The sequence below is a fragment of the Ruegeria sp. G5 genome, assembly GCF_056533365.1.
The window spans coordinates 180,910-207,824 of the sequence record NZ_JBQFOK010000004.1 but is presented as its reverse complement, the minus strand read 5'-3'; the positions used below and the strand labels follow the sequence as shown (position 1 = coordinate 207,824).

At 57.9% G+C, this 26,915-nt stretch carries 23 protein-coding genes and 1 tRNA gene; 16 read left to right on the top strand and 8 right to left on the bottom strand.

The window, feature by feature from the left end:
• Positions 1 to 47: 47 nt before the first annotated feature.
• The 10 genes from ACR0BD_RS09080 (at position 48) to ACR0BD_RS09035 (ending at position 11,625) form a co-directional block, all read left to right on the top strand.
• A complete protein-coding gene (locus ACR0BD_RS09080) occupies positions 48 to 1,154 on the top strand; it encodes a TFIIB-type zinc ribbon-containing protein (protein ID WP_480830070.1) in 1,107 nt (368 codons plus the stop codon).
• Positions 1,155 to 1,245: 91 nt separating this feature from the next.
• Positions 1,246 to 1,914, top strand: coding sequence for a nitroreductase (locus tag ACR0BD_RS09075; protein WP_480830069.1), 669 nt, complete (start codon positions 1,246 to 1,248; stop codon positions 1,912 to 1,914).
• Positions 1,915 to 1,932: 18 nt separating this feature from the next.
• Entirely contained in the window at positions 1,933 to 2,370 is a 438-nt protein-coding gene (gene dtd, locus ACR0BD_RS09070; RefSeq protein WP_480830068.1) for a D-aminoacyl-tRNA deacylase, read from the top strand.
• Positions 2,370 to 3,473: a DUF4147 domain-containing protein gene (locus ACR0BD_RS09065; RefSeq protein ID WP_480830067.1), complete on the top strand. Its 1,104-nt coding sequence runs from the start codon at positions 2,370 to 2,372 to the stop codon at positions 3,471 to 3,473. The genes dtd and ACR0BD_RS09065 overlap by 1 nt, the downstream gene beginning before the upstream one ends.
• Positions 3,474 to 3,524: 51 nt before the next feature.
• Positions 3,525 to 5,516, top strand: coding sequence for a CocE/NonD family hydrolase (locus ACR0BD_RS09060; RefSeq protein ID WP_480830066.1), 1,992 nt, complete (start codon positions 3,525 to 3,527; stop codon positions 5,514 to 5,516).
• A gap of 124 nt (positions 5,517 to 5,640) precedes the next feature.
• Positions 5,641 to 7,227, top strand: coding sequence for an ABC transporter substrate-binding protein (locus ACR0BD_RS09055; protein WP_480696328.1), 1,587 nt, complete (start codon positions 5,641 to 5,643; stop codon positions 7,225 to 7,227).
• A 15-nt stretch (positions 7,228 to 7,242) separates the two neighbouring features.
• A complete protein-coding gene (locus ACR0BD_RS09050; RefSeq protein WP_480830065.1) occupies positions 7,243 to 8,199 on the top strand; it encodes an ABC transporter permease in 957 nt (318 codons plus the stop codon).
• Positions 8,199 to 9,014 (top strand): ABC transporter permease, encoded by an 816-nt coding sequence (locus ACR0BD_RS09045; protein ID WP_480696619.1) that lies wholly within the window; start codon positions 8,199 to 8,201, stop codon positions 9,012 to 9,014. The genes ACR0BD_RS09050 and ACR0BD_RS09045 overlap by 1 nt, the downstream gene beginning before the upstream one ends.
• Positions 9,011 to 10,651: an ABC transporter ATP-binding protein gene (locus ACR0BD_RS09040; RefSeq protein ID WP_480830064.1), complete on the top strand. Its 1,641-nt coding sequence runs from the start codon at positions 9,011 to 9,013 to the stop codon at positions 10,649 to 10,651. The genes ACR0BD_RS09045 and ACR0BD_RS09040 overlap by 4 nt, the downstream gene beginning before the upstream one ends.
• Before the next feature lie 137 nt (positions 10,652 to 10,788).
• Complete coding sequence (locus tag ACR0BD_RS09035; RefSeq protein ID WP_480830063.1) at positions 10,789 to 11,625, top strand: alkaline phosphatase family protein; 837 nt, start codon at positions 10,789 to 10,791, stop codon at positions 11,623 to 11,625.
• Position 11,626: 1 nt separating this feature from the next.
• Here ACR0BD_RS09035 and ACR0BD_RS09030 read toward each other — a convergent pair whose 3' ends face one another.
• The 8 genes from ACR0BD_RS09030 to ACR0BD_RS08995 all read right to left on the bottom strand — a co-directional run bounded on the left by ACR0BD_RS09030 (position 11,627) and on the right by ACR0BD_RS08995 (position 20,549).
• Positions 11,627 to 12,550, bottom strand: coding sequence for an alpha/beta hydrolase (locus ACR0BD_RS09030; protein WP_480830062.1), 924 nt, complete (start codon positions 12,548 to 12,550; stop codon positions 11,627 to 11,629).
• 12 nt (positions 12,551 to 12,562) lie between these two features.
• Positions 12,563 to 14,452 carry an acyl-CoA synthetase gene (locus ACR0BD_RS09025; protein WP_480830061.1) on the bottom strand — a complete coding sequence of 630 codons (1,890 nt, stop codon included), beginning with the start codon at positions 14,450 to 14,452 and terminating at the stop codon, positions 12,563 to 12,565.
• Between the two features lie 163 nt (positions 14,453 to 14,615).
• The gene (locus ACR0BD_RS09020) at positions 14,616 to 16,436 is read right to left on the bottom strand and encodes an ABC transporter transmembrane domain-containing protein (RefSeq protein ID WP_480830060.1); all 1,821 of its coding nucleotides are present in this window, start codon (positions 16,434 to 16,436) and stop codon (positions 14,616 to 14,618) included.
• Positions 16,437 to 16,563: 127 nt separating this feature from the next.
• Positions 16,564 to 16,638 (bottom strand) — tRNA-Gly (locus ACR0BD_RS09015).
• 115 nt (positions 16,639 to 16,753) lie between these two features.
• On the bottom strand, positions 16,754 to 17,893 hold the full coding sequence (gene nagA, locus ACR0BD_RS09010) for an N-acetylglucosamine-6-phosphate deacetylase (protein ID WP_480830059.1): 1,140 nt from the start codon (positions 17,891 to 17,893) through the stop codon (positions 16,754 to 16,756).
• Positions 17,890 to 18,918 (bottom strand): SIS domain-containing protein, encoded by a 1,029-nt coding sequence (locus ACR0BD_RS09005; RefSeq protein WP_480830058.1) that lies wholly within the window; start codon positions 18,916 to 18,918, stop codon positions 17,890 to 17,892. Before ACR0BD_RS09005 ends, nagA begins: the two co-directional genes overlap by 4 nt.
• A 19-nt stretch (positions 18,919 to 18,937) precedes the next feature.
• A complete protein-coding gene (locus ACR0BD_RS09000; RefSeq protein WP_480830057.1) occupies positions 18,938 to 19,687 on the bottom strand; it encodes a GntR family transcriptional regulator in 750 nt (249 codons plus the stop codon).
• On the bottom strand, positions 19,674 to 20,549 hold the full coding sequence (locus ACR0BD_RS08995) for a glucosamine kinase nucleotide-binding domain-containing protein (RefSeq protein ID WP_480830056.1): 876 nt from the start codon (positions 20,547 to 20,549) through the stop codon (positions 19,674 to 19,676). Before ACR0BD_RS08995 ends, ACR0BD_RS09000 begins: the two co-directional genes overlap by 14 nt.
• Positions 20,550 to 20,717: 168 nt before the next feature.
• Here ACR0BD_RS08995 and ACR0BD_RS08990 point away from each other — a divergent pair, with 168 nt between their 5' ends.
• The 6 genes from ACR0BD_RS08990 (at position 20,718) to ACR0BD_RS08965 (ending at position 26,735) form a co-directional block, all read left to right on the top strand.
• Entirely contained in the window at positions 20,718 to 21,605 is an 888-nt protein-coding gene (locus tag ACR0BD_RS08990) for an N-acetylmuramic acid 6-phosphate etherase (protein WP_480830055.1), read from the top strand.
• A gap of 26 nt (positions 21,606 to 21,631) precedes the next feature.
• Complete coding sequence (locus tag ACR0BD_RS08985; RefSeq protein ID WP_480830054.1) at positions 21,632 to 22,885, top strand: ABC transporter substrate-binding protein; 1,254 nt, start codon at positions 21,632 to 21,634, stop codon at positions 22,883 to 22,885.
• Between the two features lie 65 nt (positions 22,886 to 22,950).
• Positions 22,951 to 23,865 carry a carbohydrate ABC transporter permease gene (locus ACR0BD_RS08980; RefSeq protein ID WP_480650183.1) on the top strand — a complete coding sequence of 305 codons (915 nt, stop codon included), beginning with the start codon at positions 22,951 to 22,953 and terminating at the stop codon, positions 23,863 to 23,865.
• Positions 23,866 to 23,875: 10 nt separating this feature from the next.
• Positions 23,876 to 24,715, top strand: coding sequence for a carbohydrate ABC transporter permease (locus ACR0BD_RS08975; protein WP_170753275.1), 840 nt, complete (start codon positions 23,876 to 23,878; stop codon positions 24,713 to 24,715).
• Complete coding sequence (locus ACR0BD_RS08970; protein WP_480830053.1) at positions 24,712 to 25,746, top strand: Gfo/Idh/MocA family protein; 1,035 nt, start codon at positions 24,712 to 24,714, stop codon at positions 25,744 to 25,746. The genes ACR0BD_RS08975 and ACR0BD_RS08970 overlap by 4 nt, the downstream gene beginning before the upstream one ends.
• Positions 25,743 to 26,735 carry an ABC transporter ATP-binding protein gene (locus ACR0BD_RS08965; RefSeq protein WP_480830052.1) on the top strand — a complete coding sequence of 331 codons (993 nt, stop codon included), beginning with the start codon at positions 25,743 to 25,745 and terminating at the stop codon, positions 26,733 to 26,735. Before ACR0BD_RS08970 ends, ACR0BD_RS08965 begins: the two co-directional genes overlap by 4 nt.
• Positions 26,736 to 26,915: the final 180 nt, after the last annotated feature.

The following is a 26,915-nucleotide window of genomic DNA, read 5'->3' as shown; positions in this document are numbered from 1 at the left end:
TCAGGGCGACACATTTTCAGTTTTGCATCTCAGGTCTCAAGCTATAGATGACACAGCTTTCCGAATCCGATCAGGCCGAACACCGCTTTCCCTGTGAGCAATGCGGGGCCGATTATCGGTTCAACCCCGGGGATGGGGCCCTGACCTGCGATCACTGCGGTCATTCAGAGTCGATTGGCGCTGGTCCTTGGGGCGGCGCAAGCCTCAAGGAACTGGATTTTGACGCGGCCGTTGCCGACCGCCTGCCTGATAGCGAGATTGAGGAAACGCGCGTTCTGTCTTGCCCGAACTGCGCCGCCCAGGTGGAATTTGATCCCGACACCCACGCAGCGGAATGCCCATTTTGTGCGACGCCGGTGGTGACGGATACAGGTGTAAATCGCCACATCAAACCACGCGGCGTATTGCCTTTTGCACTGGACGAACGATCTGCGCACAAAGCGATGGAAAACTGGCTGGGCCGGCTGTGGTTCGCCCCAAACGGCTTGAAGGAATACGCGCGCAAAGGGCGCAAGATGCAGGGCATCTACGTGCCCTATTGGACCTTTGACGCTGATACAAAATCCTCATATCGCGGGGAACGGGGCACTGTTTATCACGAAACCCGAACCGTGATGCGGGATGGCAAACGGGTGCAGCAACGGGTGGCCAAAGTCCGGTGGTCGCCAAAGTCAGGTCGCGTGGCCCGCTTTTTTGACGATGTGCTCGTGCTTGCCTCGCAGTCTCTGCCGAAGAAATACACCGATGCATTACAACCTTGGGATCTGCCTGCACTTGAGCCGTACCAACCTGAATATCTGGCGGGTTTTCGCGCCGAAGCCTACACCGTCAAACTACAGGAAGGGTATACCGAGGCCCGAGGGCACATGGCCCGCGTCATTGAGCGGGACGTTCGCTTTGACATCGGCGGCGATCGTCAGCGTATCCACGCGGTCGATACAGACGTACGAAATGTGACGTTCAAACACATCCTTCTGCCGATCTGGATGGCGGCTTACAAGTATCGTGGGCAGACCTATAGGTTCGTTGTGAACGGCCGAACGGGTCAGGTTCAGGGCGAACGTCCCTGGTCGGCTATCAAAATAACGATCGCGGTGCTGCTGGGACTTTTGGTCGCCGCTGGGGTTGGATATGTGATGGCGACCGGGCAATAATGATACCGCAAACATTTTCGCTGCTTTAGCGCTTGAACATCCCTGCGTCACTCGTCATCCTGCGCCACGTCGACGCCATGGGGGGGCTAGTGTGGCATTATCCGATTTGAACAAGTTGCTGATTGGTCGCCATTCCTGCCGTGCGTTTCTTGCTGATCCTGTGCCGCGAGATCTGATCGAGCAAATGCTGACAAGTGCATCACGTGTCCCCAGTTGGTGCAATGCACAACCTTGGAATGTCACGATTACCAGCGGCGACGAAACCGATGCATTCCGCGAGGCGATGCAACATGAGGCAATGACTGGTGCACATGCACCCGACTTGCCTTTTCCAACGTCCTATTCGGGCGTCTACCGCGATCGCCGTCGTGAATGCGGCTGGGCCTTGTACGAAGCAGTCGGTGTTGAACGCGGTGACCGCGCCGCCTCTGCCAAACAAATGATGGAGAACTTTTCCCTGTTTGGCGCGCCACATTGCGCAATCGTGTCCAGCCCGGCTGAACTTGGTCCCTATGGCGCGTTGGATTGCGGAGGGTTCGTGACGGCTTTTACCCTAGCGGCGCAAGCATTGGGAGTTGCGACGATCCCGCAAGCGGCCTTGGCAAGTTACAGCCCGTTCCTGCATCGATATTTCGACATTCCCGATGACCGCCTGATCCTATGTGCGATCTCGTTCGGATACGCTGATACGGATCACCCGGCGAACGGGTTTCGCACCAAGCGCGATGCGCCAGATGCATTCGTCGATTGGATCGGCTGAAAACGGACGGAGCAGAGTTTGAGAGCAGTTGTCCAAAGAGTCTCACACGCGCAGGTCTCGGTCGATGGCGTGGTTGTCGGGCGCACCGGCCCCGGATTGATGGTTCTGGTGTGTGCGATGGGTGAAGATGACGAAACGGCTGCTGAACAGCTTGCCGCTAAAATTGCCAAATTGAGGATTTTCAAGGACGACGCGGGCAAAATGAACCGTTCCGTTCTGGACATACAAGGCAGCGCGCTGGTGATCAGCCAGTTCACGTTGGCGGCCGACACCTCACGCGGGAACAGACCCGGCTTTTCCGAAGCCGCGCCTCCGGCGGTTGGCAAACACTTATACGAACACTTCGCCCAAACCCTGAGCGCTTTGGGCGTGCCCGTCGAAACGGGTCAATTCGGGGCCGATATGGCCGTAGAGTTGCTCAACGACGGGCCGGTCACAATCTGGATGGAAAGTTGATGGATCAAAAACAAAAGGCAATTCGTATCTGGCAAGCCGGAGTCGACGCAGTCGGCGGGCACGCGGCAACAAAAGGCGCACTGCAAGACATTGAGGCACCCGACCAAATTCTGGCGGTCGGAAAGCCTGCCGCCGCAATGGCGCGCGCGGCACTGGAACGATTTGGCCCCGTACCAACACTGGTGGTGACCAAGGATGACCACGGGCGCGACCTGCCAGATCACGTCCAACTGATTGAAGCGTCCCACCCGGTGCCGGATCAACGTAGCCTCAAGGGTGGGCAAGCCCTGCGAGAAACGGTTGAAGCGATGGGGCCGACATCGCATTTGCTGCTGCTGGTCTCGGGCGGCGCGTCTTCGCTGGCCGAAGATCTTATGGGGGACAAAACGCTCTCAGACCTCGAAGCGCTTAACAAAAGGTTGTTGGCCGAAGGGTTGGACATCACTGCAATGAACGCTGAACGTCGTAAGATTTCACGTATCAAGGGCGGCGGTTTGCTAGGCCACTTCCGGGGGCGCAAGGCCAGCGTACTGGCGATCTCGGACGTACCCGGTGACGATCTGAATGTTGTCGGGTCAGGTATAGGTGCGTTGCCACTGGCCCATGACTTTGAAGCTTCGGCGCAGATTGTGGCATCCAATGCACATGCACGCGCGGCAGCGGCTGACCAGGCCGCGAGCGAAGGCGAGACCGTGCTTGCGGATGAGGAAAGTTTGCACGACGACTACAGAAACGTAGCGGCTGCTGTGGGACAGCGCCTGCGCGACATGCCCAAGGGCGTTATGGTCTTTGGCGGTGAACCAACGGTGATCCTGCCGGAAAACCCCGGACGCGGCGGGCGCAATCAAGCTTTGGCACTTGCTCTGGCGCGCGAGATTGCGGGGATGGACGGTATCACAGTCGTCGTCGGGGGTACCGATGGAACCGATGGCCCGACGCAAGCCGCCGGTGGTATCGTAGACGGGTCCACTTGGGGGGATGGGGCAGATGAGGCGCTGAAAAACGCTGATAGCGGCAGCTATCTGGACCGCAAAGGTGCTTTGCTGGTGACGGGCCCCACAGGGACCAACGTGATGGACCTGCTTGTCGCAATTCGCGACTGATTTGACGATTTTCCCCTGACCCTGAAATCAAAAGCTCCAGAGACTACGGTTATGACTCGCCAGCCCAACGCATTGTCTGACATCGAAGACCTGCCCGACATGGGTATTGTCATGCCAGACGGGTGCCGTTTGTCGGCACGGGTCTGGCGACCGGTGGACGCCGATGAGAACCCTGTTCCTGCTATTCTTGAGTTCCTGCCCTACCGCAAGCGCGACAACACCGCGACCCGAGATGCGCTGACCCATCCGTGGTTCGCCAAACGCGGTTATGCCTGTATTCGCGTCGACATGCGCGGCAATGGCGACAGCGAAGGCCTGATGGAGGATGAATACACCCAACAGGAACTGGATGATGCAGTGGCCACCATCGCTTGGCTGGCCCGGCAACCATGGTGCACTGGTCACGTCGGGATGATGGGCATCAGCTGGGGTGGCTTCAATTCTCTGCAAGTCGCCGCAATGCAGCCCGAGGCGTTAAAGGCCATCATCACACTATGCTCGACAGCAGATCGTTATGCGGACGACATCCATTACAAAGGTGGGTGTCTTCTGAATGAAAATCTGGGCTGGGGCGCGACCATGTGGTCGTACTCTTCACGCGCACCGGACCCTGCCCTGCGGCCCGATTGGCGCGAGCTGTGGCTCGAAAGGCTGGAAAATGAGCCCTTCCTTCCATCGGTTTGGCTACGCCACCAGACCCGTGATGCATATTGGCGGCACGGTTCGGTTTGCGAAGATTTCAGCGCGATCCGCGCCGCGACACTTGCCATTGGCGGTTGGGGAGATGCCTACAAGAACACAGTGCCCATGTTGGTCGAACAGCTGGACGCACCGGTCAAAGGCATCGTGGGGCCATGGGTTCATAAATACCCGCATTTTGCGGTTCCAGAACCAAGGATCGGGTTCTTGCAGGAAGCCTTGCGCTGGTGGGATCACTGGTTAAAAGGTGTGGACACCGGAGTGGACAGAGATCCGGACTACCGCGCCTATCTGATGGACGGGGTGCGCCCCTATCGCTGGTATAGCGAACGCTCGGGCCGCTGGCTTGCCGAAGACACCGGGGCGACGGCTCATCTGCCCGTTCAAACGTTGTCCATGTCGAACGCAGGCCTTGGTGAGACAGGCGCGCTGGATCAACGCATCGCGTCCCCACAGACATGCGGTATGGAAGGTGGCGAGTATTGCGCAATCTGGCTGGGCCCGGACATGCCCGGCGATCAAAGGACAGACGATGCCCTATCGGCATGCTTTGACACCGAACCGCTGAAACAAGATATGGATATTGTCGGGGCACCGCGCCTACGCTTGCGCGTGGCATCAAACCGCCCGCAGGCCCAAATCGCCGTTCGTCTGAATCATGTGCATCCAGATGGGGCCTCAACGCGCGTGACTTACGGTGTGTTGAACCTGTCTCATCGCGACAGCCATGCGACCCCCTCTCCGATGGAGCCCGGAACGCCCTATGACGTGACGCTGGATCTGGATCACATTGCCTATCGCGTACCCAAAGGGCATCGCTTTCGGGTTGCGGTTTCCAGTGCCTATTGGCCCCTGATCTGGCCATCGCCAGAGACGACTGAGCTGCACTTGACCGGTGGCGAGATTGACATCCCAACGCGTCCGACATCCGAGGATGAATGGGTGTTTCAACCGCCCGAATCCGAGACACCCCGCGACGTCTCGGTCCTGCGCGATAGTAAGAACACGCGGCGGGTGGAAACGGACATGAATTCCGGTGAGACACACCTGATCATCGAAGACGATTTTGGTCTGGTGACCGATAATCACCACGGCCTGACGCATGGCAGCACAGCGTTCGAACGTTGGTCCATCCATCCAGACAACCCGCTATCTGCACGCGGGCAGTGTTCGTGGACGCAAGAGATGAGCCGCGACAACATCAACCTGCGAACAGAGACAAGCTGCGAGATGTGGTCTGACGCGGAAAACTTTTACCTTAGCGCTGAAATAAAGGCGTATGAGGGCAGCGAAATGGTCTTCTCGAAACAACAGGAGGATACCATCCCGCGCAATCACATGTGAGGCCCGAACCCCTTCGGATGCCACATTTGCGCTTGCCCGGCGCGACGAAATACGCCTAACTTGACTAATGCGTCAATAAAAAGCCCGACAAGGGCTGAAATCCAATCAACTGGGAGATCCTTGGATGAACGAACAACTCACTCACATGGCCAAACAGGTTACAGCTGGCAAGCTGACCCGCCGCGAATTCATGGGGAAAGCGGCAGCCTTGGGTGTCGCAGCGGCAACGGCCAGCACCATCTTTGCCGATGCAGCACGCGCGGCCGGACCCAAAAAAGGCGGCGACCTGAAGCTGGGTCTGCAGGGCGGCGAATCCACCAACTCGCTGGACCCGGCAACCTATGCAAGCTCGGTTCCATTTGCCAACGGCAAGCAGTTCGGGGACACACTGATCGAAGTAGCACCTGATGGCTCGATCGAACCGCGCGTGGCGGAAAGTGTCGAAGGCAGCGCGGATGCTAAGGTCTGGACCTTCAAACTGCGCCAGGGCGTGGAATTCCACAACGGCAAGACCATGACCAGCGAAGACGTGCTGAAAACCATGGAGCGCCACTCGAACGAAGACTCCAAGTCCGGTGCCTTGGGCATCATGAAGGGCATCGAGTCGATGAAGGCCGATGGCGAGTATTTCCAGGTCACGCTGTCCGAGGCAAATGCCGACCTGCCCTATCTGCTGGCCGACTATCACCTGATCATTCAGCCTGATGGCGGTATGGACAACCCGGCTGCCGGTATCGGCACTGGCCCCTACCAGCTTGAGGTAGATGAGCCAGGCGTGCGCCACGTATTCAAGAAATTCGCCAACCACTGGAACAGCGATTTCGGTAATTTCGACAGTGTTGAGGTCGTCGTGATCAACGACGCAACCGCGCGTACCGCCGCGCTGCAATCGGGTCAGGTCCACGCGATCAACCGCGTTGAGCCCAAGGTTGCTGCACTGCTGGGCCGTGCGCCCAACCTGACCGTACATTCGACCGCTGGTCGCGGGCACTATGTGTTCATCATGCATTGCGACACCGCTCCGTTCGACAACAACGAACTGCGCACGGCGCTGAAATACGCGATCAATCGTCAGGAACTGGTCGACAAGGTTCTGCGTGGCTATGGCTCGATCGGGAACGACATGCCGATCAACGCGGCCTATCCTCTGTTCGACGGCTCAATCCCGCAGCGTGAGTTCAGCGTCGAAAAAGCCGCCGAGCATTACAAGAAGTCCGGGCATGATGGCTCGCCCATCATCCTGCGCGTGGCCGACGGTGCCTTCCCCGGTGCCGTGGATGCCGCAGCTCTGTTCCAGCAAACCGCTGCACAGGCTGGCATCCCGCTGGAAATCAAGCGTGAGCCCAACGACGGCTACTGGTCCGAGGTCTGGAACGTTCAGCCCTTCTGCGCATCCTATTGGGGCGGCCGTCCGGTGCAGGATCAGATGTACTCAACCGCGTATCTGTCCAGCGCCGACTGGAACGACACACGCTTCAAGGTTCCGGCCTTTGACGAGATGCTGTTCCAGGCCCGTGCCGAACTGGATACTGACAAGCGCAAAGACATCTACAGCCAGATGGGCCAGATGGTCCGCAACGAAGGCGGCCTGATCTGCCCGATGTTCAACGACTTTGTCGAAGGCGTCAGCAATCAGCTGGAAGGTTGGGAAACCGACCCGACCCAAGAGCTGATGAACGGCCAGATGTCGCGTAAGATGTGGTTCGCCTGATAGGGACCACGGATCATGCATCCTATTGTCAAATTGGTTTCCCAGCGCGTTGCGCTGGGACTCCTGTTGCTGCTCGGCGCTTCGGCCCTGATTTTTGGTCTGACCGAAGCCCTTCCCGGAGACGCCGCGCAAGCCGTCCTGGGGCAGTCCGCAACCCCTGAGGCACTGGCAAACCTACGCGAGGAAATGGGCCTTAACCGCCCTGCCCTGACCCGCTATTTCGAATGGCTTGGGGGCATTTTGCAAGGCGATCTGGGACAATCGCTGACCAACAAATTGGATATCGCGGAAAGCATCGGCAAGCGTCTGGGCAACACCTTGTTCCTGGCTTGTGCTGCTGCAATCGTATCTGTCCCGCTTGCTATCTTCCTGGGCCTTCTGGCCGTCCGGTACCGCAATCGCTGGCCGGATAAACTGATTTCTGCGATCACCCTGACCACGGTTTCGATACCGGAATTCCTGATCGGCTATGTGGTGATCTACTTCATTTCGGTGAAACTGGGATGGTTCTCATCGCTGGCAATGATCAACGACTCGATGTCATTTGGCGAAAAGCTGAACGCAATCGCCCTGCCGGCCTTCGTGCTGACGCTGGTGGTTCTGGCGCAGATGATGCGCATGACCCGCGCTGCGATCCTGAACCTGATGCAATCGGCTTACATTGAAACGGCTGAGCTAAAGGGCCTGTCGAACTTTCAGGTCATCGCGCGTCATGCCTTCCCCAACGCGATCTCGCCCATCGTCAACGTCGTGATGCTGAACCTGGCCTATCTGGTCGTGGGTGTCGTCGTTGTTGAGGTGGTGTTCGTCTATCCCGGCATGGGCCAGTATCTGGTCGACTCGGTGACAAAACGTGACGTGCCGGTTGTTCTGGCCTGCGGCGTTGTCTTTGCCGCCGTTTATATCGGACTGAACATGGTGGCCGACATCGTCTCGATCCTTGCCAACCCAAGACTGAGGCATCCGAAATGATGAAGAATATCCCTATTTCGGCGATGATCGGTCTGTTTTTCACGGGCCTGTATTTCTTCGTGGCCTTCGCCGCTCCGCTGATCGCCCCTTACGGCATGGCCGAAGTGGTCGGTGATGTATGGGAGCCTTCCAGCGCTGAGCATCTTCTGGGCACCGACAATATCGGTCGCGATCTGCTGACACGCATGATCTATGGCGGGCGCACGACGATCTTCATCGCCGCCGCCGCCACGATCCTCAGCTTTCTGACGGGTACGTCGCTGGGCTTGCTCGCCGCTGTTTTGGGCGGTTGGGCTGATCAGGCGCTGAGCCGGACCGTGGACCTGATCATGTCCATCCCCACATTGATCCTTGCGCTGGTGATCCTTGCGATCGTTCCTGTCACCGTTCCGATCCTGATCCTGGTCATGGGCTTGCTGGACGCAACACGCCCGTATCGCCTGTCGCGGTCGGTTGCTGTGGACATCAACGTCATGGACTATGTCGAGGCCGCGAAACTGCGCGGCGAAGGGCGCGCTTGGGTCATCTTCCGGGAAATCCTGCCCAACGCCTTGTCGCCCTTGGTGGCCGAGTTCGGACTGCGGTTCATCTTCATGGTTCTGTTCATCTCGACCTTGTCCTTCCTGGGCCTTGGCGTGCAGCCACCGCTGGCCGACTGGGGTGGGATCGTGAAGGAAAACAAAGACGGCATCGTCTATGGCATCGGCGCGGCGCTATATCCCGCCGTCGCTATCGCGACGCTGGCCATCTCGGTCAACCTCGTGGCTGACTGGGTTCTGAACCGTACAACTTCGCTGAAAGGAGGCCGGGGATGAGCGACAATACCCTTCTCAAGGTCCGTGGCCTAAAGATTGGCGCGACCGTCTATCCGCCGGGCGAAAAGCCCCATGACATTGAAATCGTACACGGGGTCGATTTCGACCTGGAACGCGGCAAGGTGCTGGGGCTGATCGGCGAATCCGGCGCGGGTAAATCGACAATCGGCCTCGCCTCGATGGCGTATGGCCGGGGTGGCGTGGAACTCACCGGTGGTGAGGTCTGGGTCAACGGGCGCGATATCCTGAAATCGTCGCCCGGCGACATTCGCAATCTGCGCGGGGGTGAGGTGGCATATGTCTCTCAATCTGCGGCAGCGTCTTTTAACCCGGCCAAGAAGATCATGGATCAAGTGGTCGAAGCAGCGGTCGAGCACAAAAAGTTCTCACGCAAAGAGGCTGAGTCGCGCGCGCGAGAACTGTTCGCCAAACTAGGATTACCCGATCCGGACAATATCGGTGACAGGTATCCCCACCAGGTTTCGGGTGGTCAGCTTCAGCGTTGCATGACGGCGCTGGCACTCTGCCCTGAACCCGATCTGGTTGTGTTCGACGAACCAACGACTGCGCTGGATGTAACCACCCAGATTGACGTTCTGATGGCTATTAAAGAAGCCATTCGCGACACTGGCGTTGCTGCTTTGTATATCACCCATGACCTTGCGGTTGTGGCGCAGGTCAGCGACGACATCATGGTGCTGCGGATGGGGGACACCGTCGAGTATGGCACCACCGACCAGATCATCAACAACCCTCAGGAAGAGTATACGCAGGCGTTGGTTTCGGTCCGCTCTATCGAGCACGAGGAAAAGCAACCGACCTCGGAACCCGTTCTGACCGTTGATGGAATTACAGCCCGCTATAAGGGCCTGAACTTTGACGTCCTGCACAACGTCAATGTCGAGGTTCACCCCGGTCAGACACTTGCCGTCGTGGGTGAATCGGGTTCGGGCAAGTCGACGCTGGCTCGGGTCATCACGGGCCTTCTGCCACCGCGCGATGGTGAGATCACATTCAACGGGCGCAAGCTGTCCCCCGACCTCAAGGGGCGGTCACGCGAAGATCTGCGCGAGTTGCAGATGATTTACCAGATGGCAGATGTGGCGATGAATCCCCGTCAGACCGTCGGTACGATCATTGGCCGACCATTGGAGTTTTACTTCAACATGCGCGGCGCGGAAAAGCGTAAGCGGGTCGTCGAATTGCTGGATGAGATCGAACTTGGCGAACAGTTCATTGATCGCTATCCGGCCGAATTGTCGGGTGGTCAAAAGCAACGCGTCTGCATCGCCCGATCGCTGGCTGCAAAACCCAAGATGATCATCTGTGACGAGGTGACCTCGGCGTTGGATCCGCTTGTGGCAGACGGCATCCTGAAACTGTTGCTGGACCTGCAGAAGATCGAGGATGTGGCCTACCTGTTCATCACCCACGATCTGGCAACGGTACGTGCGATCAGTGACAGTATCGCCGTGATGTATCAGGGGCGCGTTGCGCGTTATGGCTCGAAAAGCCATGTTCTGACGCCACCGTTCGACGACTATACCGATCTGCTGCTCAGCTCTGTACCCGAAATGCATCTGGGCTGGCTGGAAGAGGTTGTCGCCAACCGCAAGATGGAAAGTGCGGGGAACTGACGCCTTGATGACAGTTCTATGAAGTTTCGAAATCCCGGCACATTCGTGTCGGGATTTTGCTATTGGGGGCGCGAACAGGCGGCTTTAATGCACGACGCCCAATAAGCTCGCCCAAAATACCCGCAAAAGGTTAAGACATGGACCGCAAACTGCTTTTGATAATCCTCGACGGCGTCCCGTGGCGCAATTTCCGACGTCTTTTTGGAAACCTCGAAGGTTGGGTCGACAGCGGAGAAGCGCGGGTCTGGAAGCTGCGATCGGTCCTGCCATCGACCTCTGCGAGTTGCTACGCCTCGATCCATACCGGCGTTTCCCCGCAGGAGCATTGCTGCACCGGCAACGGCAACGTATTTCGCCTGAGCCACAAGGACGTGTTCAGTCAGGTTCGCGAGGCCGGCGGCATCACCGGGGCGGTCACCCACAGCTATTGGTCGCAGTTTTTCAATCGTCATCCCTTCGACTACGTGCGCGACGTGGAATATGACGAGCCAGAAAGCGCCACGATCAATCACGGTCGCTTCCACTCGATGACCGGCTACAACAAGACAAACCAGATGACGCCGTCTGACGTAGATTTGTACGCAACGTTGACCAATTTGTGCCTGCGGTTTGGTCTGGATTACGGCATCCTTCACACATGCACGCTGGACAGTATGGGTCACCGTTTTTTCCACGATTGTCAGGAAATGGACCATGCTTGTTTCGTAGCTGACGAGATGCTGGCCCCCTTCATCCCTCGTTGGCGGCAACTGGGTTACGAGGTCATCGTGACGGCAGATCACGGGCAGGATGAACGCGGCCATCATGGTGGACGCAGCCCGTTACAGCAAGAAACCGCGCTGTATTACTTTGGTGACGCAACCGGCCCCGAAGCTGATGATGTTATTGACCAGCTACAACTGGCGCCAACGATCCTGAACCGTATGGGGGCGCCGCTTGCGGAGACGATGAAAGCCGAACCGTTCCTGTCGTGACTTAGTCGTACGGCCAGATTTGCTGGCCCAGTGCTTCGATCGCCACAACGATGCGCTCAAAACTGTCTGCGGCGCGTTTGACCGAGCTTCGCGCCCGCAGGTAGCCGTGCACCAACCCCGGTTCGTTGATGCAATACGCCTTGCCCCCCGCCTCGGTGATCCGAGCGCAATAAACCGGCCCGTCATCCCGCAGAGGATCGCAATCCGCCGTAACAACCACGGTGGGCGGCAGGTCTGCGAAATCTGTATCATCCAGCGGGGCATATGTTGGATCACGCTCAGGTGCAGAACCTCCGCACCGAACTTGTTCATAGAACACGATGTCTTCCAACGTCAGCAGCGGCGCATGGGCGTGCTCGACATACGAACCTTGGGTCCGGTCACCGCCCAAGCCCGGGTAAACAAGCACTTGCCCAAGAATCTGCTTCAGGCGACCACGTGCATAATGCGAAACGGCCGCCGCCAAGTTGCCCCCTGCACTGTCTCCGGCCAGAACGAGCGGATCTCCAAACTCAGCCGCGATCCAGTTGGTTGCCGCCCAAGCGTCTTGAAACTGGACCGGAAAGACGTGTTCAGGGCACAAACGGTAATCGACAGCAACAACCCGATACCCGGTTTGCGCGCAGATCTCAGCACAGACGTCATCGTGGCTTTCGAGACCACCAACGACAAAGCCGCCTCCGTGGAAATAGACAACGGTTCGGGTCGGCACGCCGGCGTTGTAAATGCGGACAGGCACGCCGTCGGCCTGCCTGTCTTCGGTTTCAACACCTTCGGGGCGCGGTTGGCGAAAATCGTCACACATCGCATCGTAAACACGACGCTGATCCTCGATCGACATCTCGACCGCATCATCGGGATAGCTTTCCGCCGTACGTCTTATGAACGCCCAGGTTTCTTCATCAATCAGACGCTCATAATCCATGTTCCCTCCAGGTCAGGCAGCCCACTCCCACGGCCGGGTAAATGATCCCAGCACTTTGGCAACATCGTCCTCGGATGCGCCGTTCGCGTCAAGCTGCGCGACGAGACCGCGCTTTTTGTCATCCATGACCGAGACAACGCGCGCATCCACGCCAGCCTTTTCCAAAGCGCCATTGTAAACGCGCGTAATTGCCTGTTTGCGCAGTTCCGGCTTAAAGACCTTGCCGACCGCAGTCTTGGGCAGTTCGTCCAGAATCGTCATGTGTTTGGGCTGCGCCGCGCGCTCGTGCACATGCACGTCGCAATATTCCATCAGCTCCTTCTCGGTCACTGACGCGCCGTCGACCAGCTCAACAAAGGCACAAGGTACCTCGCCTGCATAAGCGTCGGGTTGCCCGATTGCCCCCGCGAAAGCGACGGCATCATGGCCCAGCAACGCCTCTTCGATTTCGGCCGGATCGATGTTGTGACCGCCACGGATAATCAGATCCTTGGCGCGACCAGTGATCCACAGATACCCGTCCTCATCAAACCGCCCTAAGTCGCCCGTGCGCAGGTATTTGTCATAGTGATAGAGATCCACGTTCTTGTCGGCCTCGGTATACGTATTGCCTGCATAGACGCCGGGGTTCGAGATACAAATCTCGCCAATCTCATCGGTCGCGCATTCCGTGGGGCCATCGGGCCCGGCCTGCAGGATTTTCACATCCGTATACGGAAATGGAATTCCGATCGAGCCGATCTTCTTTTCGCCGTCCACGGGGTTACAAGACACAAGGCAGGTGGCCTCGGTCAGCCCGTACCCCTCAACGATCGTTACGCCGGTTGCCTCTTCAAACCGGCGGAACAATTCAACCGGCAACGGGGCCGAACCTGAAAAGGCCGTTTTCACGCTTGAGATATCTGCATCCACCGGGCGCTGCATTTTGGCGGCAATGGCCGTGGGAACGGTGATGATAAAGGTCACTTTCCACCGTTCGATCAGCTTCCAGAAATTGTCGAACACACCGTCACCGCGATAGCCTTGCGGTGTGGGGAACACCACATGCGCCCCCGAAGACACCGCAGCCATCATGATCACATGCACTGCGAACACATGGAACATCGGCAACGGGCACATCACGACATCCTCTTCCGAGAACAGCAGAGTGTCACCCAGCCAGCCGTTGTATATCAGGCCCGAATACTTGTGCTGTGCCACCTTGGGCATCCCTGTCGTGCCACCCGTGTGGAAATAGCACGCAACGCGGTCTTCCTTTGAGTCTTCGAACGTCAGCGTAGTGGGCTGTTTTGCCAGTTCTGCGTTGAAGTTCTTATAGTCCGCATGCGCCAAATACTCTTTGTTGCCCATCTTGGGGCGCAGCAAAGGTACAAGCCAGGACTTCGGCGGTGTGAGATAGTTGTTAAGGTCAATTTCAAGGATCGTGTTGACCTTGGGTGCGTGGCGAACCGCTTCTTCGACCTTTTGCGCGACATCCGTTTTCGGGAAGGATTTCAGCGTCACCACAACCTTTGCGCCGGTTTCACGCAGGATGGCCGAGATCTGCTCTGGCTCCAGCAGCGGGTTGATCGGGTTGACGATACCGGCCACCGCGCCGCCCATCATTGTGATCAGCGTCTCATTGCAGTTGGGCAGGATATAGGCGACCACATCCTTTTCCCCCACACCCAAGGACCGAAACAGGTTCGCGGCCTGATTTACCTTGCCCAAAAGCTGGGACCAGGTCAGCGTTTCGGCTTTGTCCGTCGGACCTGAAAAAATCTGAAAGCTGATCGCATTACTGTTTGGAAATTTGCCTGCTGTACGCGACAGCAACTGGTGGAACGTGACCGGGACATCCCGGTCTTCCCACGACATCTCCTGCTCCATTCTCGCCTTGTCTTCCAATCCCACAAACGCCATGTGGCTCCTCCCTGATCGGCTCCCGTGTCATGCACGGGTTATTTTTGTCCCTCCAATGCAGGATGAAAGCAAAACCGCGCATGTGCAAGCGACGGCTTAGCCAAGAATGCAGCAATTTTGTAGGATTACGCAGCGGCGCGAAATCGCTTGCCCATACGTCAAGCTATTCGGCGGCCACACCATCGGTGAACTGCAGACGCGCCAGACGGGCATACAACCCGTCTTGCGATACAAGATCGTCATGGGTGCCCTGCGCTACAATACGTCCGGCATCCATGACGACGATCCGGTCAGCCTTTTTCACGGTGGCTAGTCGATGCGCAACAATCAGGGTCGTGCGGCCAGCACGCATCTGGTCTACGGCACCCTGCACTGCCCGCTCGCTTTCTGCATCCAGGGCCGAGGTCGCCTCGTCCAGCAACAAAACCGGAGCGTCGCGCAAGATGGCCCGCGCAATGGCAATGCGTTGCTTTTGGCCACCCGACAGCATGACCCCACGCTCCCCCACAAAGCTGTCATACCGATCCGGCAGCGCCGAGATGAAATCATGCGCAGCGGCAGCCTGAGCGGCGGCTTCGACTTCGGCGTCTGTCGCGTCCAGTCGGCCAAAACGGATGTTTTCCCGCGCAGAAGCTGCAAAAATTGTCGGGTCCTGCGGGACCAGCGCCATGTGCTGGCGGAACGAGGCGCGATCAAGGTCGCGCAGATCAATGCCGTCCAGACTGACGTGCCCCGCATCAGGATCATAGAACCGCTGGATCATTTGAATGACGGTCGTTTTCCCAGCCCCCGACGGCCCTACGAAAGCAACCGTTTCCCCCGGGCTGACCGTCAAGGACAGCTGATCCAAAGCTACAATATCCGGACGCGACGGATAATGAAACGTGACCTCGTCAAACCGGATTTCACCGCGCACAGGCGCAGACAGCGCCTTTGCCGCGGTGGGATCGTTGACCGTATCTTCCGCGTTCAGAAGCTCGACCAAGCGTTCCGTTGCGCCCGCTGCGCGTTGAAGTTCGCTCCAGATTTCAGAAAGGGCCGCGACCGAACCTGCCATGATGATCGAATAAATAACAAACTGGATCAGGACGCCTTCGGTCATTACCCCGTTTCGGACGTCATTGGCACCCATCCAAAGAACACCAACGATCCCCGAGAACACCAGAAAAATAACGATGACTGTCAGAACAGCCCGCGTCTGAATCCGGCGCAACGAGACAACGTAAGATGTTTCGGTCATCTCGCCGAATTGGTGACGGCTGGCATGTTCATGCGTGAACGCCTGAACGGTTTGCACAGCGCCCAGCGCCTCACCCGCGTTACCGGAGGACGCAGCGATCCAATCCTGATTCTCGCGGCTGATTGCGCGCAGACGCCGCCCAAGCACCAGAATGGGGACAACGACCAACGGGATCAGCAACAGGACCATTGCCGTCAACTTGGCCGAGGTTAGCAACATCAGGACCAGACCGCCCAGGAACATCAGCATATTTCGCAGCGCGATAGAAACCGACGAGCCCAGAACCGACTGGATCAGGGTCGTATCCGTGGTGATCCGGCTAAGGACTTCACCGGTCATGATGCGTTCATAGAATTCCGGGCTCATGCCGATAACACGGTCGAACACGGCTTTGCGGATGTCAGCGACAACCCGTTCGCCCAAACGAGTCACAAGCGCATATCGGATGCCCGTACCCACAGCCAAAACCGCAGCAATGCCCAGCGCTGCCAAAAAGTACCAATCCAGCAGTTCTCCGTCTTCGATCCGAAAATTATCAACAACGCGACGCACTGCCAGCGGCAAGGTCAATGTCATGCTGGCTGTCAGTATCAGGGCCAACGTCGCCCCGATCATCAGCAGCCGATAGGGTTTCATGAACGGCCAAAGTGACGACAGAACACCAATCTTCCGCGACCTTGCGCGTTCTTCGGCGGCACCGGGCGCGGGCTTTCCTGTTGGACGGGCTGGGGCGGTGTCTGCCATGGATGGCCTTTGCATCGTCTGAATACCTAAGTCACAGCTTCTTGCAGCTAGTGACAGGCAGGGTCAAGCGACACTGCAAAATCAAACGCCCCTGACGGGCCTTTTGGCGCATATTTTTGGGCTGACTTGGAGCGGGCGGCGGGAATCGAACCCGCTTCATCAGCTTGGAAGGCTGAGGTAATAGCCAGTATACGACGCCCGCTCAGCGGAGGTCGGTTTAAGCGATGCACCAGACGCCGTCAAGCGTCGTTCGGTGCAGGCTTTCAATTTCCTCGCGAATTTTCTCTCTGGTTTTTCATGCGCCAGAAAGGTGGCCTCTATTGCGCGGAATTGGTCAGCCAAGTGCAGCCTTCAAACGCTGCCGAAATGCGGATGATATTGTCAATTTTTAAGGCCGCAGGCATTGGATAACCGATAAGTTTTGCAGGATAGGTTGTTGCGGCAGTCAAAGCATCCTGCAGTGAAACACCGACCTGCTGTGTCAGAACACCCATAGCCGTTGTCAGGTCAAGATCCGCACCGGCCAGAGTACCATCTTCTAGCGTCAACCGGCCGTCAGTGCGCGTAATCCGTCGGCCCTCCAGTTCGAATTCGGTCAGGTCTGTACCGGCCACGGCCATTGCATCACTAACAAGAAAAATCTTCGACGGTCCTGACTTGGCTGCAAAGGCGGCTCGCATAGCTGCAGGATGCACGTGGATACCGTCGGCGATCAAACCGGCGGATAGCCCACCGTTTGCAAGGGCCGCACCAACCAGGCCAGGTTCTCGATTGCCCAATTGGCTCATGGCGTTGAACAAATGCGTCGCGCACCGTGCGCCAGCAGCTGCATAGCGTTGGCAGGTAGCAAAATCGGCGTCTGTATGACCCAGCGAAATCAATACGCCCGCGTCGGACAGTTGCTTGACCTGCGCCTCGGACACAGATTCCGGCGCGATCGTAACCTTCAGGCATGGCAGTTGCTGGGCGGCTTTAACCAATATCGAAAGGTCCGCGTCGGTCATTGGGCGGATCAGGTTTGCGTCATGCGCCCCTTTACGCGCAACAGACAGGTGCGGCCCCTCAAGATGAAGCCCCGCGACACCCTGAACACCCTCACGCACCGCTTGAATGGCCGCTGCAATAGCGGCAGTCGTTTTTTCGGCAGTGTCCGTAATAAGTGTCGGCAGCAAGGCCCCGACGCCCAATCGGCGATGCGCCCCCACTATTCGCCGAATGGTTTCGACGGACGGATCATCATTGAACATCACCCCGTCGCCGCCGTTGACCTGCAAGTCCACATAAGCAGGGCTAAGGATATCGCCTTTAAGATCAACGATATCGCCCGTCGAAGGAGCCTCTGATTCCGGCAAGATCTGCCCCACCTGCCCGCCTACAAAGACCAGTGCATGATCATGGATCAACCGTGTGCCATCAAAGATGGGGCCGTTCCGAAAGGTCAGATTCAGCGTTGTCATACCGTCTCGGTCACTTTCTTGAGGTGGCGTGGCGTGTCGGGATCAATCCCCCGCAGGCCGGCAACGGACTCGACCATACTGTAAAACGAAGTGATCGTCGTGATGGGGTCGGTGATCCAATGCCCTGTCCGCACCACCGGCAGAGGCTCGGCGCGTGCGACTTTGTCTGTTGTCGCGAAGACCACTGCGCCTTTATCCGCCAAGGCGTCGGCCGACTGCGCGGTTGATTGCTCGGCCGCGTCTGCTGCTGCAAAGACAATCGTTGGAAAGCCTTCGTCGACGATGGAAACCGGCCCGTGCAGAACCTCGGCCGCGGAATAGCTTTCCGCGTGAATTTGGCAGGTTTCCTTGATTTTTAAAGCAGCCTCACCCGATATCGCAAAGGACGGCCCGCGCCCCAGTGTGAAAAGCGACCGGTCAGTAATGGCAGATGCGGCAGAGGACCAATCGCACAAAGCGGCTTGTTCCAATTGCCCCGGTAGCGCTTGGATCGCGTTGATCAAATCGGTGTCCCCTTTCACCTCGGCCAATAACCAAAGCCCTGCCACCAAAGAAGTCACAAAGGTTTTGGTTGCTGCAACGCTCAGTTCCGGCCCCGCATGCAAAGGCAGCACTGCATTGGCAACATCGGCCAGCCGAGAGTTGCCATTGTTGGTGATTGCCAAAGTAATTGCGCCCGAGGCTCGCAGGGACCGTGTCAATCCAACAATATCCGGGCTTTGCCCGGACTGAGAGACTGAGACACAAACAGCGCCCTTGGCGTTCAATTCTGCACCGTAAATCGAGCTGACCGAAGGCCCGACAGATGCGACCGGCAATCCTAACAAAAGCTCACTTGCGTATTTCAGATAAGTGCACGCATGGTCCGAAGATCCCCGCGCCACCGAGATCAGGAACCGCGGATCGGCATCCCGAACCAGCCCTGCCGCATGCTGAACATTGGCAGTGCCTTCGCTCAGCAGCCTTTCGACCGCGTCAGGTATTTCCATAACTTCCTGACGCATCTTGGATGAGTGTTCGGGCATCGGGTTCGGATCCTTCCGATTACAAGCGCAGTTCGGCGACAAAGTCATAGGCGTCACCGCGATAGAGAGAGCGGGTCAATTCAGCGACCCGCCCGGTTTTGAGAAATGAAATACGTTCGATATTCAGCCCTGCGGCACCTTCGGGCACCCCCAAAAGCTGCGCTTCACGTGCCGCTAGGTTAAGGGCTGATATCTTTTGAACCGCTCTTACCGGGCGGTGACCCAACGCATCCAACACCTCGTATAACGAGGTCGTCACTTCGATCGGGTTGGGTAGAATATCAAGCGGCAACGCCGCCTTTTCCAAGGCCAACGGACGACCATTGGCCTCGCGCAAGCGATAGATTCGGGCGATCTGCTCTCCCTCGCCAAGGTTCAGCGAGGAAACCTCCTGCTCTGTCGGGGCAAAGACGCCCCGCTCCAGCCATTTTGACGTAGTCTGCATTCCACGGGTCGACATGTCCTCGGTAAAAGAGGTCAGATGCGTCAGAGATTGCTCAACACGCGGTATCCGCTCGCGGATGAAAGAGCCGGAACCCTGTCGTTGCTCAATGACCCCTTCCTGCACCAGTTCCTGAATCGCTTTACGCACGGTGACACGGGACAGGTCCGTAATCTCAACCAGTTCACGCTCGGATGGCAGTGAGGAGTTTGGCGCCAGCACGCCTGTATCAATACCTTCTTGCAACCTGCGACGCAGTTGTACGTATCGAGGCCCGTTTTCTGGCAAAAGCCAGAGGTCTGCGCGCAGGAAATCAGCGATACTCATCACGAACCTCCTTCGCCAAGGCCAACGCTCCGCTCATTGGTTCGCCCAGCGGGGGGTGCACGGAGGATTGCATTTCCGCTGGCAGGTACGTGGCATAGCAAGGAGCAATCCCGCCCGTCAGACATAAGGACTGACCAACCCGCCAACCCAATAGCTTTGACATTTCGGCAATGTGATCCGCGCCCGCGCGTAGAATTTTGATCGCAACCACATCCCCTGCATCTGCAGCCGCTGTGACGTTGGGGGCGATGGCACCAAACTGACTAGGCGTTGCTTTGCCTGCAAAGTCGACAATGCCAGCTGTCCCCCCGAAACGTTCCAGAATGTCCCGCGTCAGTTCTGTATGCGCATGAATTTTGTCGGCAGCATTCAGAGTTTCAGCCATCGCCAGACGCCCAACCCACTGGGCTGAGGCCTCGTCACCCAAAACGGGCCCCCATCCACCGGCAAAGCGCATCACACCGTTAACCTGCATCGCCAGAAAGGACCCCGTGCCACAATGCGCAACAATGCCATCGCTATCACCGAGGGCACCGCGCAATGCGGCAGGCCGGTCATCCTCAATCCGCGCCTTAGCAAGCCCCAAAGCTGAACGCAGACGCGATGCCAAGGTCTCATCTGTCAAACCCGCCAAACCGACAAAGGCGGGATATTGAACCAGTTCTTCGACAGTCTTGTTCAGCGTTTCCGCCACCTTGGCTATACCGGCCCTTATGTGACGCACACCACCCTCAAAGTCGGTTGAGACATTGGCCGCGCCAGTCTCTGCGGAATACAAAATACCGCCGACCTCGCAGGCCACCCGGCATCGCGTTCCCCCACCATCCACGGCTAAAATGGCACTGTCTCGAGACTCAGTCATGACAATACCATTATAATACCTTTTTACTTCTGGGAAGTCTAAAACATACCAATATCGCCCAATCTGGCTAATAAAGTTGAAAAAACTCTCAAAAATATTGATATCAAAGAAAACCGTAGACAAGTGGTATTACATAGGTATTGTAAGGGGAACTAATGGGGGATTCTCTTGACGCTGCCGTCGACTGAACAACTGCATGAAGATGCCTGCCATCTGAAACGAAGCGATATGGTTCGCTCGGCGCAGGCGCTTGCCGCAGGCCAGATTGCCGCCGCGCAAGCGGTGAACACAGCCCTCGACAAAATTGCGCAGGGCGCAATGGCCATGGCTCAGACCCTACAGGCGGACGGCGTATTGCATTATGTCGCCGCCGGGTCCTCGGGGCTGATGGCGGCCGCAGATGCACTTGAGCTGGGCGGCACGTTTTCCATATCCCCACAGCAGATCCGCATTCACATGGCGGGGGGCATGCCAACTGGCGTTGAGATGCCGGGCGACGCAGAGGACGCGGATGCCGGATTACAAGACAGCCTGGGTTCGTTGACGAGCAAAGACACCGTGATCGCAGTCTCAGCCAGCGGCTCAACGCCTTACACGATGGCCGCGCTAGAGATCGCAAAGACCCGCGGTGCAACTGTGATCGCGATCGCCAACAACGAAGGCAGCCCGTTGTTGCGCGGGGCCGACATTGCAATACTGCTCCCTACCCCGCCCGAGCTGATTTCGGGTTCAACCCGGATGGGTGCAGGAACGGCGCAAAAGATCGCGCTAAACATGCTATCCACACTGATGGCGCTGGAGTTGGGCCACGTGCACGGTGGAATGATGGTCAATGTGCGCGCCGATAATGACAAGCTGCGCGCCCGGGCCGCCGGCATCGTTGCGCGCATCGCCGACGTGGATGAACACACAGCGCAAAACGCACTGAACGAAGCGAATGGCGAAGTAAAACCCGCAGTTCTGATAGCGACGCAGGGCCTTTCGCTCACCAATGCCACCGCGCGCCTGCAGGCAACCGATGGACGACTGGACGCCGCCTTGGCGCAAGAAAAATAACTGCTAACCAACTGGGAGAAACAAGAATGACAAACAAGAGTCTGAAACTGGCATTACTGGGCACGACCCTGATGGCATCAGCTGCCTATGCCGAGGACGTTACATTGACCATCGAAAGCTGGCGCAACGATGACCTGACCCTGTGGCAGGACAAGATCATTCCAGCTTTCGAGGCCGCCAACCCCGGTATCAAAGTTCAGTTCACCCCGTCCGCCCCGGCTGAATACAACGCTGTCCTGAACTCGAAGCTGGATGCAGGCTCTGCCGGAGATCTGATCACATGCCGTCCTTTCGACGCATCTCTGGCACTGTATGAGGCCGGACACCTGACCGATTTGTCCGGCGTAGAAGCCATGAGCAATTTCTCGGACGTCGCAAAATCAGCTTGGCAAACCGACGATGGCGCGGTCAGCTTCTGCGTTCCTATGGCCTCGGTCATCCACGGATTCATCTATAACAAAGATGCGTTCAACGAGTTGGGCATCGAAGTACCCACTACCGAAGCCGAGTTCTTTGCTGCACTCGACAAGATCAAAGAAGACGGCACCTATATCCCATTGGCCATGGGCACTAACGACCAGTGGGAAGCCGCCACAATGGGCTACAACAACATCGGTCCGAACTACTGGAAAGGTGAAGAAGGTCGTCAGGCCCTGATCAAAGGCGAGCAGAAGCTGACCGATGAGGCATGGACCGCGCCCTACGCCACGCTTGCCCGTTGGGGCGAGTATATGGGCGACGGGTACGAGGCTCAAACCTATCCCGACAGCCAGAACATCTTCACGCTGGGTCGCGCTGCCGTTTATCCAGCCGGATCATGGGAAATCTCAGGCTTCAACGCGCAGGCGGACTTCGAGATGGGTGCATTCAAGCCGCCAGTCCAGAATGCGGGCGACACTTGTTATATCTCGGACCACACTGATATCGGCATCGGCATGAATGCCGCCACCGAGAACCCCGAAGCGGCTGAGACGTTCCTGGCCTGGGTCGCAAGCCCCGAGTTTGCGGAAATCTTCGGCAACGCCCTGCCCGGCTTCTTCCCGCTGTCCAGCACGCCTGTTGAACTGCAGGACCCGCTGGCCAAGGAAATCGTAGGCTGGCGTGATGAGTGTGAATCGACCATCCGCTCGACCTATCAAATCCTGTCGCGCGGCACCCCGAACCTGGAGAATGAAACCTGGGGCGCATCCGTTGCGGCCATCAAGGGTGCCAAATCGCCTGAAGAATTGGGCGCCGAACTGCAAGAGGGCCTCGCCTCCTGGTACGCTCCACATCAGTAAGCTGATCCCTACCCGGGCGGAAACGCCCGCCCGGGTACACCCGACACCCCTTTGAAAGCTGACCCATGAACCGCCCCCGCTTCCGCTGGCATATCGTCGTGTTTCTGGCCCCCGCTGTGCTGGTCTATACGGCAGTGATGATCTTCCCGCTGTTCAACACGCTGCGGCTGGCGCTCTATTCCGAGGTGGACCAAAGCCGTGTGTTCGTGGGCTTGCAGAACTTTCAAACCCTGTTTTTCGACCCCATCTGGTCTGAGCAGTTCTGGAACGCTTTGGGCAACAATTTCTGGTTCTTCCTGATCCACATGCTGGTGCAGAACCCCATCGGGATCGCGTTGGCGGCGCTGCTTAGCCACCCGCGCCTTCGGTTCTCGGCCCTGTATCGGTCAGCGATATTCATCCCAACGATCCTCAGCTTTGTGATCGTTGGTTTTGCATGGAAGCTGATCCTGTCACCCATCTGGGGCATCGCGCCGTCGATGCTGGACGCCGTGGGTCTGAAATCCCTGTTCGCGCCGTGGCTGGGCAAAGAGGAATACGCGCTCACCACGCTGGCGCTGATTTCGGTCTGGCAATTCGTCGGCATCCCGATGATGCTGATCTATGCCGCCTTGCTGACCATCCCCGAGGAAATTCTTGAGGCCGGAGAGATTGACGGCATCACCGGCGCCTCGGCCTTTTGGAAGATCAAGCTGCCGCTGATCCTGCCCTCAATCGGAATCATCTCGATCCTGACCTTCGTGGGCAACTTCAACGCATTCGACCTGATCTATGCCGCCCAAGGCGCGCTGGCAGGGCCGGATTTCTCGACCGATATCCTGGGGACGTTCATGTATCGCACCTTCTTTGGCTTCCAGCTGCAACTGGGTGATCCGCATATGGGTTCGGCCATCGCGGGGGCCATGTTCGCGATCATCCTTGTGGGCGTTTGTATTTACCTCTTCGGCATCCAGACCCGGATGCGTCGGTATCAGATGTGAGAGTCCAGCGATGAACAAAGCACGCCATAACCCGCTGAATACCGCCGCAATGCACGGGGCGCTGATCCTTTACACGCTGATCGCCCTGTTCCCGGTTTTTGTGATCCTGATCAACAGCTTCAAATCCCGCCGCGCGATCTTTCGCGAACCGCTGGCGCTGCCGAATGCCGACAGTTTTTCTATGATCGGATATGAGACGGTGATGAAGCAGGGGGATTTCTTCCTTTATTTCCAGAATTCGATGATCGTCACGGTGGCGTCGCTGTTCTTTATCCTGCTGTTCGGGGCCATGGCGGCCTATGCGCTGTCGGAATATCAGTTCAAGGGCAACCTGCTGATGGGGCTGTATCTGGCGCTGGGGATCATGATCCCGATCCGCATCGGCACAGTGGCGATCCTTGAGATGATGGTGGCCACCGGGCTGGTGAACACGCTTTGGGCGCTGATACTGGTCTACACCGCGCAAGGGCTGCCGCTGGCGGTGTTCATCCTGTCTGAGTTCATGCGGCAGGTCAGTGACGATCTGAAAAACGCGGGCCGCATCGACGGGCTGTCGGAATACACGATCTTTTTCCGGCTGGTGCTGCCTCTGGTCCGGCCCGCTATGGCAACCGTGGCGGTGTTCAACATGATCCCGATATGGAATGATCTGTGGTTCCCGCTGATCCTCGCCCCGGCTGAGGAAACCAAGACGCTCACGCTGGGCAGTCAGGTCTTTATCGGGCAATTCGTCACCGACTGGAACGCGGTTCTGTCGGCGCTGTCGATGGCAATCCTGCCGGTGCTGGTGCTGTATGTCATCTTCTCACGCCAGCTGATCCGCGGCATTACATCCGGAGCTGTCAAATGACAAAAGTTCTGATCGCTGGCCTTGGTAATATGGGCCTCAGCCACGCGCTGGCCCATCACCACCACCCCGACGCGCAGATTGTGGGGCTGGTGAACCGGTCCGGTCGTGTGGATCACCCCGAGCTGGGCCAATATCCCGCCTATTCGGATTTCCAGATCGCACTGGCTGAAACCAAACCCGATCTGGTGGTCGTCGCCACCTATTCCGACAGCCACGCCGATTTCGCCTGCGCGGCCATGGAGGCTGGCGCGCATGTGTTTGTCGAAAAACCGCTGGCCACCAACGTGGCTGACGCGCGACGTGTCGTTGAAACCGCCACCCGCCTGAACCGCAAGCTGGTCGTGGGCTATATCTTGCGCCACCACCCCTCGTGGATGCGCCTGATCGCCGAGGCACGCGATCTGGGCGGGCCATACGTGTTCCGCCTGAACCTGAACCAGCAATCCTCGGGCGCGGAGTGGGAGACGCATAAGGCGCTGATGCAGACCACGTCTCCGATCGTAGATTGCGGCGTGCACTATGTGGACGTCATGTGCCAGATCACCGATGCGCAGCCCGTCCGCGTGCATGGCATGGGCCTGCGCCTGTCCGACGAAATCGCCAAGGACATGTACAATTACGGCCAGTTTCAGGTCATTTTCGAGGACGGCTCGGTCGGCTGGTATGAGGCCGGATGGGGCCCGATGATGTCCGAAACCGCGTTTTTTGTGAAAGACATAGTCTCGCCCAATGGCTCGGTCTCGATCACCGATGGCAACAAGGGCGCGTCGGCGGATATTGACGGCCACACCAAGGTCGGCGGTTTGCTGATCCACACGCCAGGCGGCGACCGTACCGTCGAGATGCCCGATGAGCCCGGCCATCAGGAACTGTGCGACGCCGAGCAAGCCTACATGCTGCGCGCCATCGCAGAGGACATCGACCTGACGCGCCACATGAATGACGCCGTCCAATCCCTTGCCATTTGTCTGGCCGCCGATGAAAGCATCCGCACCGGCCAGCCCGTTTCCCTGCAGGAACCCGCATCATGACCGCTCTGACCCTGACCAATGTGAACAAGTCCTTTGGCGAGGTGCATGTCCTGAAAGACATCACGCTTGAGGTGGAGGAAGGCGAATTTGTCGTCTTCGTCGGCCCCTCGGGCTGTGGCAAGTCCACCCTGCTGCGCGTGATCGCGGGGTTAGAGGATGCGTCCTCGGGCGAGATCAATATCGACGGTCAGCAGGTCAATCTGGTGCCGCCGTCCAAACGCGGCATCGCGATGGTGTTTCAAAGCTATGCGCTCTACCCCCATCTGAACGTGCGCGGGAATATGACGCTGGCGCTGAAACAGGAAAAGCAATCCAAAACGGTGATCGAGGAGCGCGTCGCCACTGCCAGCCGGATGCTGAACCTTGAGGAGTATCTGGACCGCTACCCGTCCGAGCTGTCCGGCGGTCAGCGCCAGCGTGTTGCCATCGGGCGTGCCATCGTGCGAGAGCCGAAGCTTTTCCTGTTTGACGAGCCGCTTTCGAACCTTGATGCGGCACTGCGGATGAACACGCGACTTGAGATCGCAAACCTGCACAGGGCGCTCGATGCCTCGATGATCTATGTAACCCATGACCAGACCGAGGCGATGACGCTGGCCGACAAGATCGTCGTGCTGCGCGACGGGCGGGTGGAGCAGATCGGCACCCCGATGGAGCTGTATAACAACCCCACCAACCAGTTTGTTGCGGGGTTTCTGGGTGCGCCGTCGATGAACTTCTTGCCCGAAAGCCTTCTTGATCAGGGAGCGAACACAATTGGCATTCGACCAGAAGACCTGTTTCTGTCGGATGACGGACCGCTGGCCGCGCGTGTCAGCCATGTCGAGAAGCTGGGCGGAGATACCAACGTTATTGCAACGGTGCAGGATCACTCGGTGACGGCGCGGCTGTTTGGGCAACATGCGATAGCCGAAGGACAGGACCTGCGCCTTGGGTTTGCGCCCGAAAAGGCGTATAGGTTCAACGCTGATGGGCAGCGGCTGCGTTAACGTCTTCACAACGATGTGATCAGACCGCTTTCAGGGCACAAAGACCCCGACTGCCCTGCATAAGCAGGGTTAAGCGCAATTTGGTGCATCAAAAATTAATCTATTCTCCAAAGAACAATCAGCGACTTTAATGGCGCTGTTAAATACCTGTCACAAAGACTCCCTACATCGCGTTCATCA

Bases quoted from the DNA above. Each gene is read 5' to 3' on its own strand.
- ACR0BD_RS09080 (WP_480830070.1), top strand. From the start codon at position 48: ATGACACAGCTTTCCGAATCCGATCAGGCCGAACACCGCTTTCCCTGT.
- ACR0BD_RS09065 (WP_480830067.1), top strand. From the start codon at position 2,370: ATGGATCAAAAACAAAAGGCAATTCGTATCTGGCAAGCCGGAGTCGAC.
- ACR0BD_RS09060 (WP_480830066.1), top strand. From the start codon at position 3,525: ATGACTCGCCAGCCCAACGCATTGTCTGACATCGAAGACCTGCCCGAC.
- ACR0BD_RS09055 (WP_480696328.1), top strand. From the start codon at position 5,641: ATGAACGAACAACTCACTCACATGGCCAAACAGGTTACAGCTGGCAAG.
- ACR0BD_RS09050 (WP_480830065.1), top strand. From the start codon at position 7,243: ATGCATCCTATTGTCAAATTGGTTTCCCAGCGCGTTGCGCTGGGACTC.
- ACR0BD_RS09045 (WP_480696619.1), top strand. From the start codon at position 8,199: ATGAAGAATATCCCTATTTCGGCGATGATCGGTCTGTTTTTCACGGGC.
- ACR0BD_RS09040 (WP_480830064.1), top strand. From the start codon at position 9,011: ATGAGCGACAATACCCTTCTCAAGGTCCGTGGCCTAAAGATTGGCGCG.
- ACR0BD_RS09035 (WP_480830063.1), top strand. From the start codon at position 10,789: ATGGACCGCAAACTGCTTTTGATAATCCTCGACGGCGTCCCGTGGCGC.
- ACR0BD_RS09030 (WP_480830062.1), bottom strand. From the start codon at position 12,550: ATGGATTATGAGCGTCTGATTGATGAAGAAACCTGGGCGTTCATAAGA.
- ACR0BD_RS09025 (WP_480830061.1), bottom strand. From the start codon at position 14,452: ATGGCGTTTGTGGGATTGGAAGACAAGGCGAGAATGGAGCAGGAGATG.
- ACR0BD_RS09020 (WP_480830060.1), bottom strand. From the start codon at position 16,436: ATGGCAGACACCGCCCCAGCCCGTCCAACAGGAAAGCCCGCGCCCGGT.
- nagA (WP_480830059.1), bottom strand. From the start codon at position 17,893: ATGACAACGCTGAATCTGACCTTTCGGAACGGCCCCATCTTTGATGGC.
- ACR0BD_RS09005 (WP_480830058.1), bottom strand. From the start codon at position 18,918: ATGCCCGAACACTCATCCAAGATGCGTCAGGAAGTTATGGAAATACCT.
- ACR0BD_RS09000 (WP_480830057.1), bottom strand. From the start codon at position 19,687: ATGAGTATCGCTGATTTCCTGCGCGCAGACCTCTGGCTTTTGCCAGAA.
- ACR0BD_RS08995 (WP_480830056.1), bottom strand. From the start codon at position 20,549: ATGACTGAGTCTCGAGACAGTGCCATTTTAGCCGTGGATGGTGGGGGA.
- ACR0BD_RS08985 (WP_480830054.1), top strand. From the start codon at position 21,632: ATGACAAACAAGAGTCTGAAACTGGCATTACTGGGCACGACCCTGATG.
- ACR0BD_RS08980 (WP_480650183.1), top strand. From the start codon at position 22,951: ATGAACCGCCCCCGCTTCCGCTGGCATATCGTCGTGTTTCTGGCCCCC.
- ACR0BD_RS08975 (WP_170753275.1), top strand. From the start codon at position 23,876: ATGAACAAAGCACGCCATAACCCGCTGAATACCGCCGCAATGCACGGG.
- ACR0BD_RS08970 (WP_480830053.1), top strand. From the start codon at position 24,712: ATGACAAAAGTTCTGATCGCTGGCCTTGGTAATATGGGCCTCAGCCAC.
- ACR0BD_RS08965 (WP_480830052.1), top strand. From the start codon at position 25,743: ATGACCGCTCTGACCCTGACCAATGTGAACAAGTCCTTTGGCGAGGTG.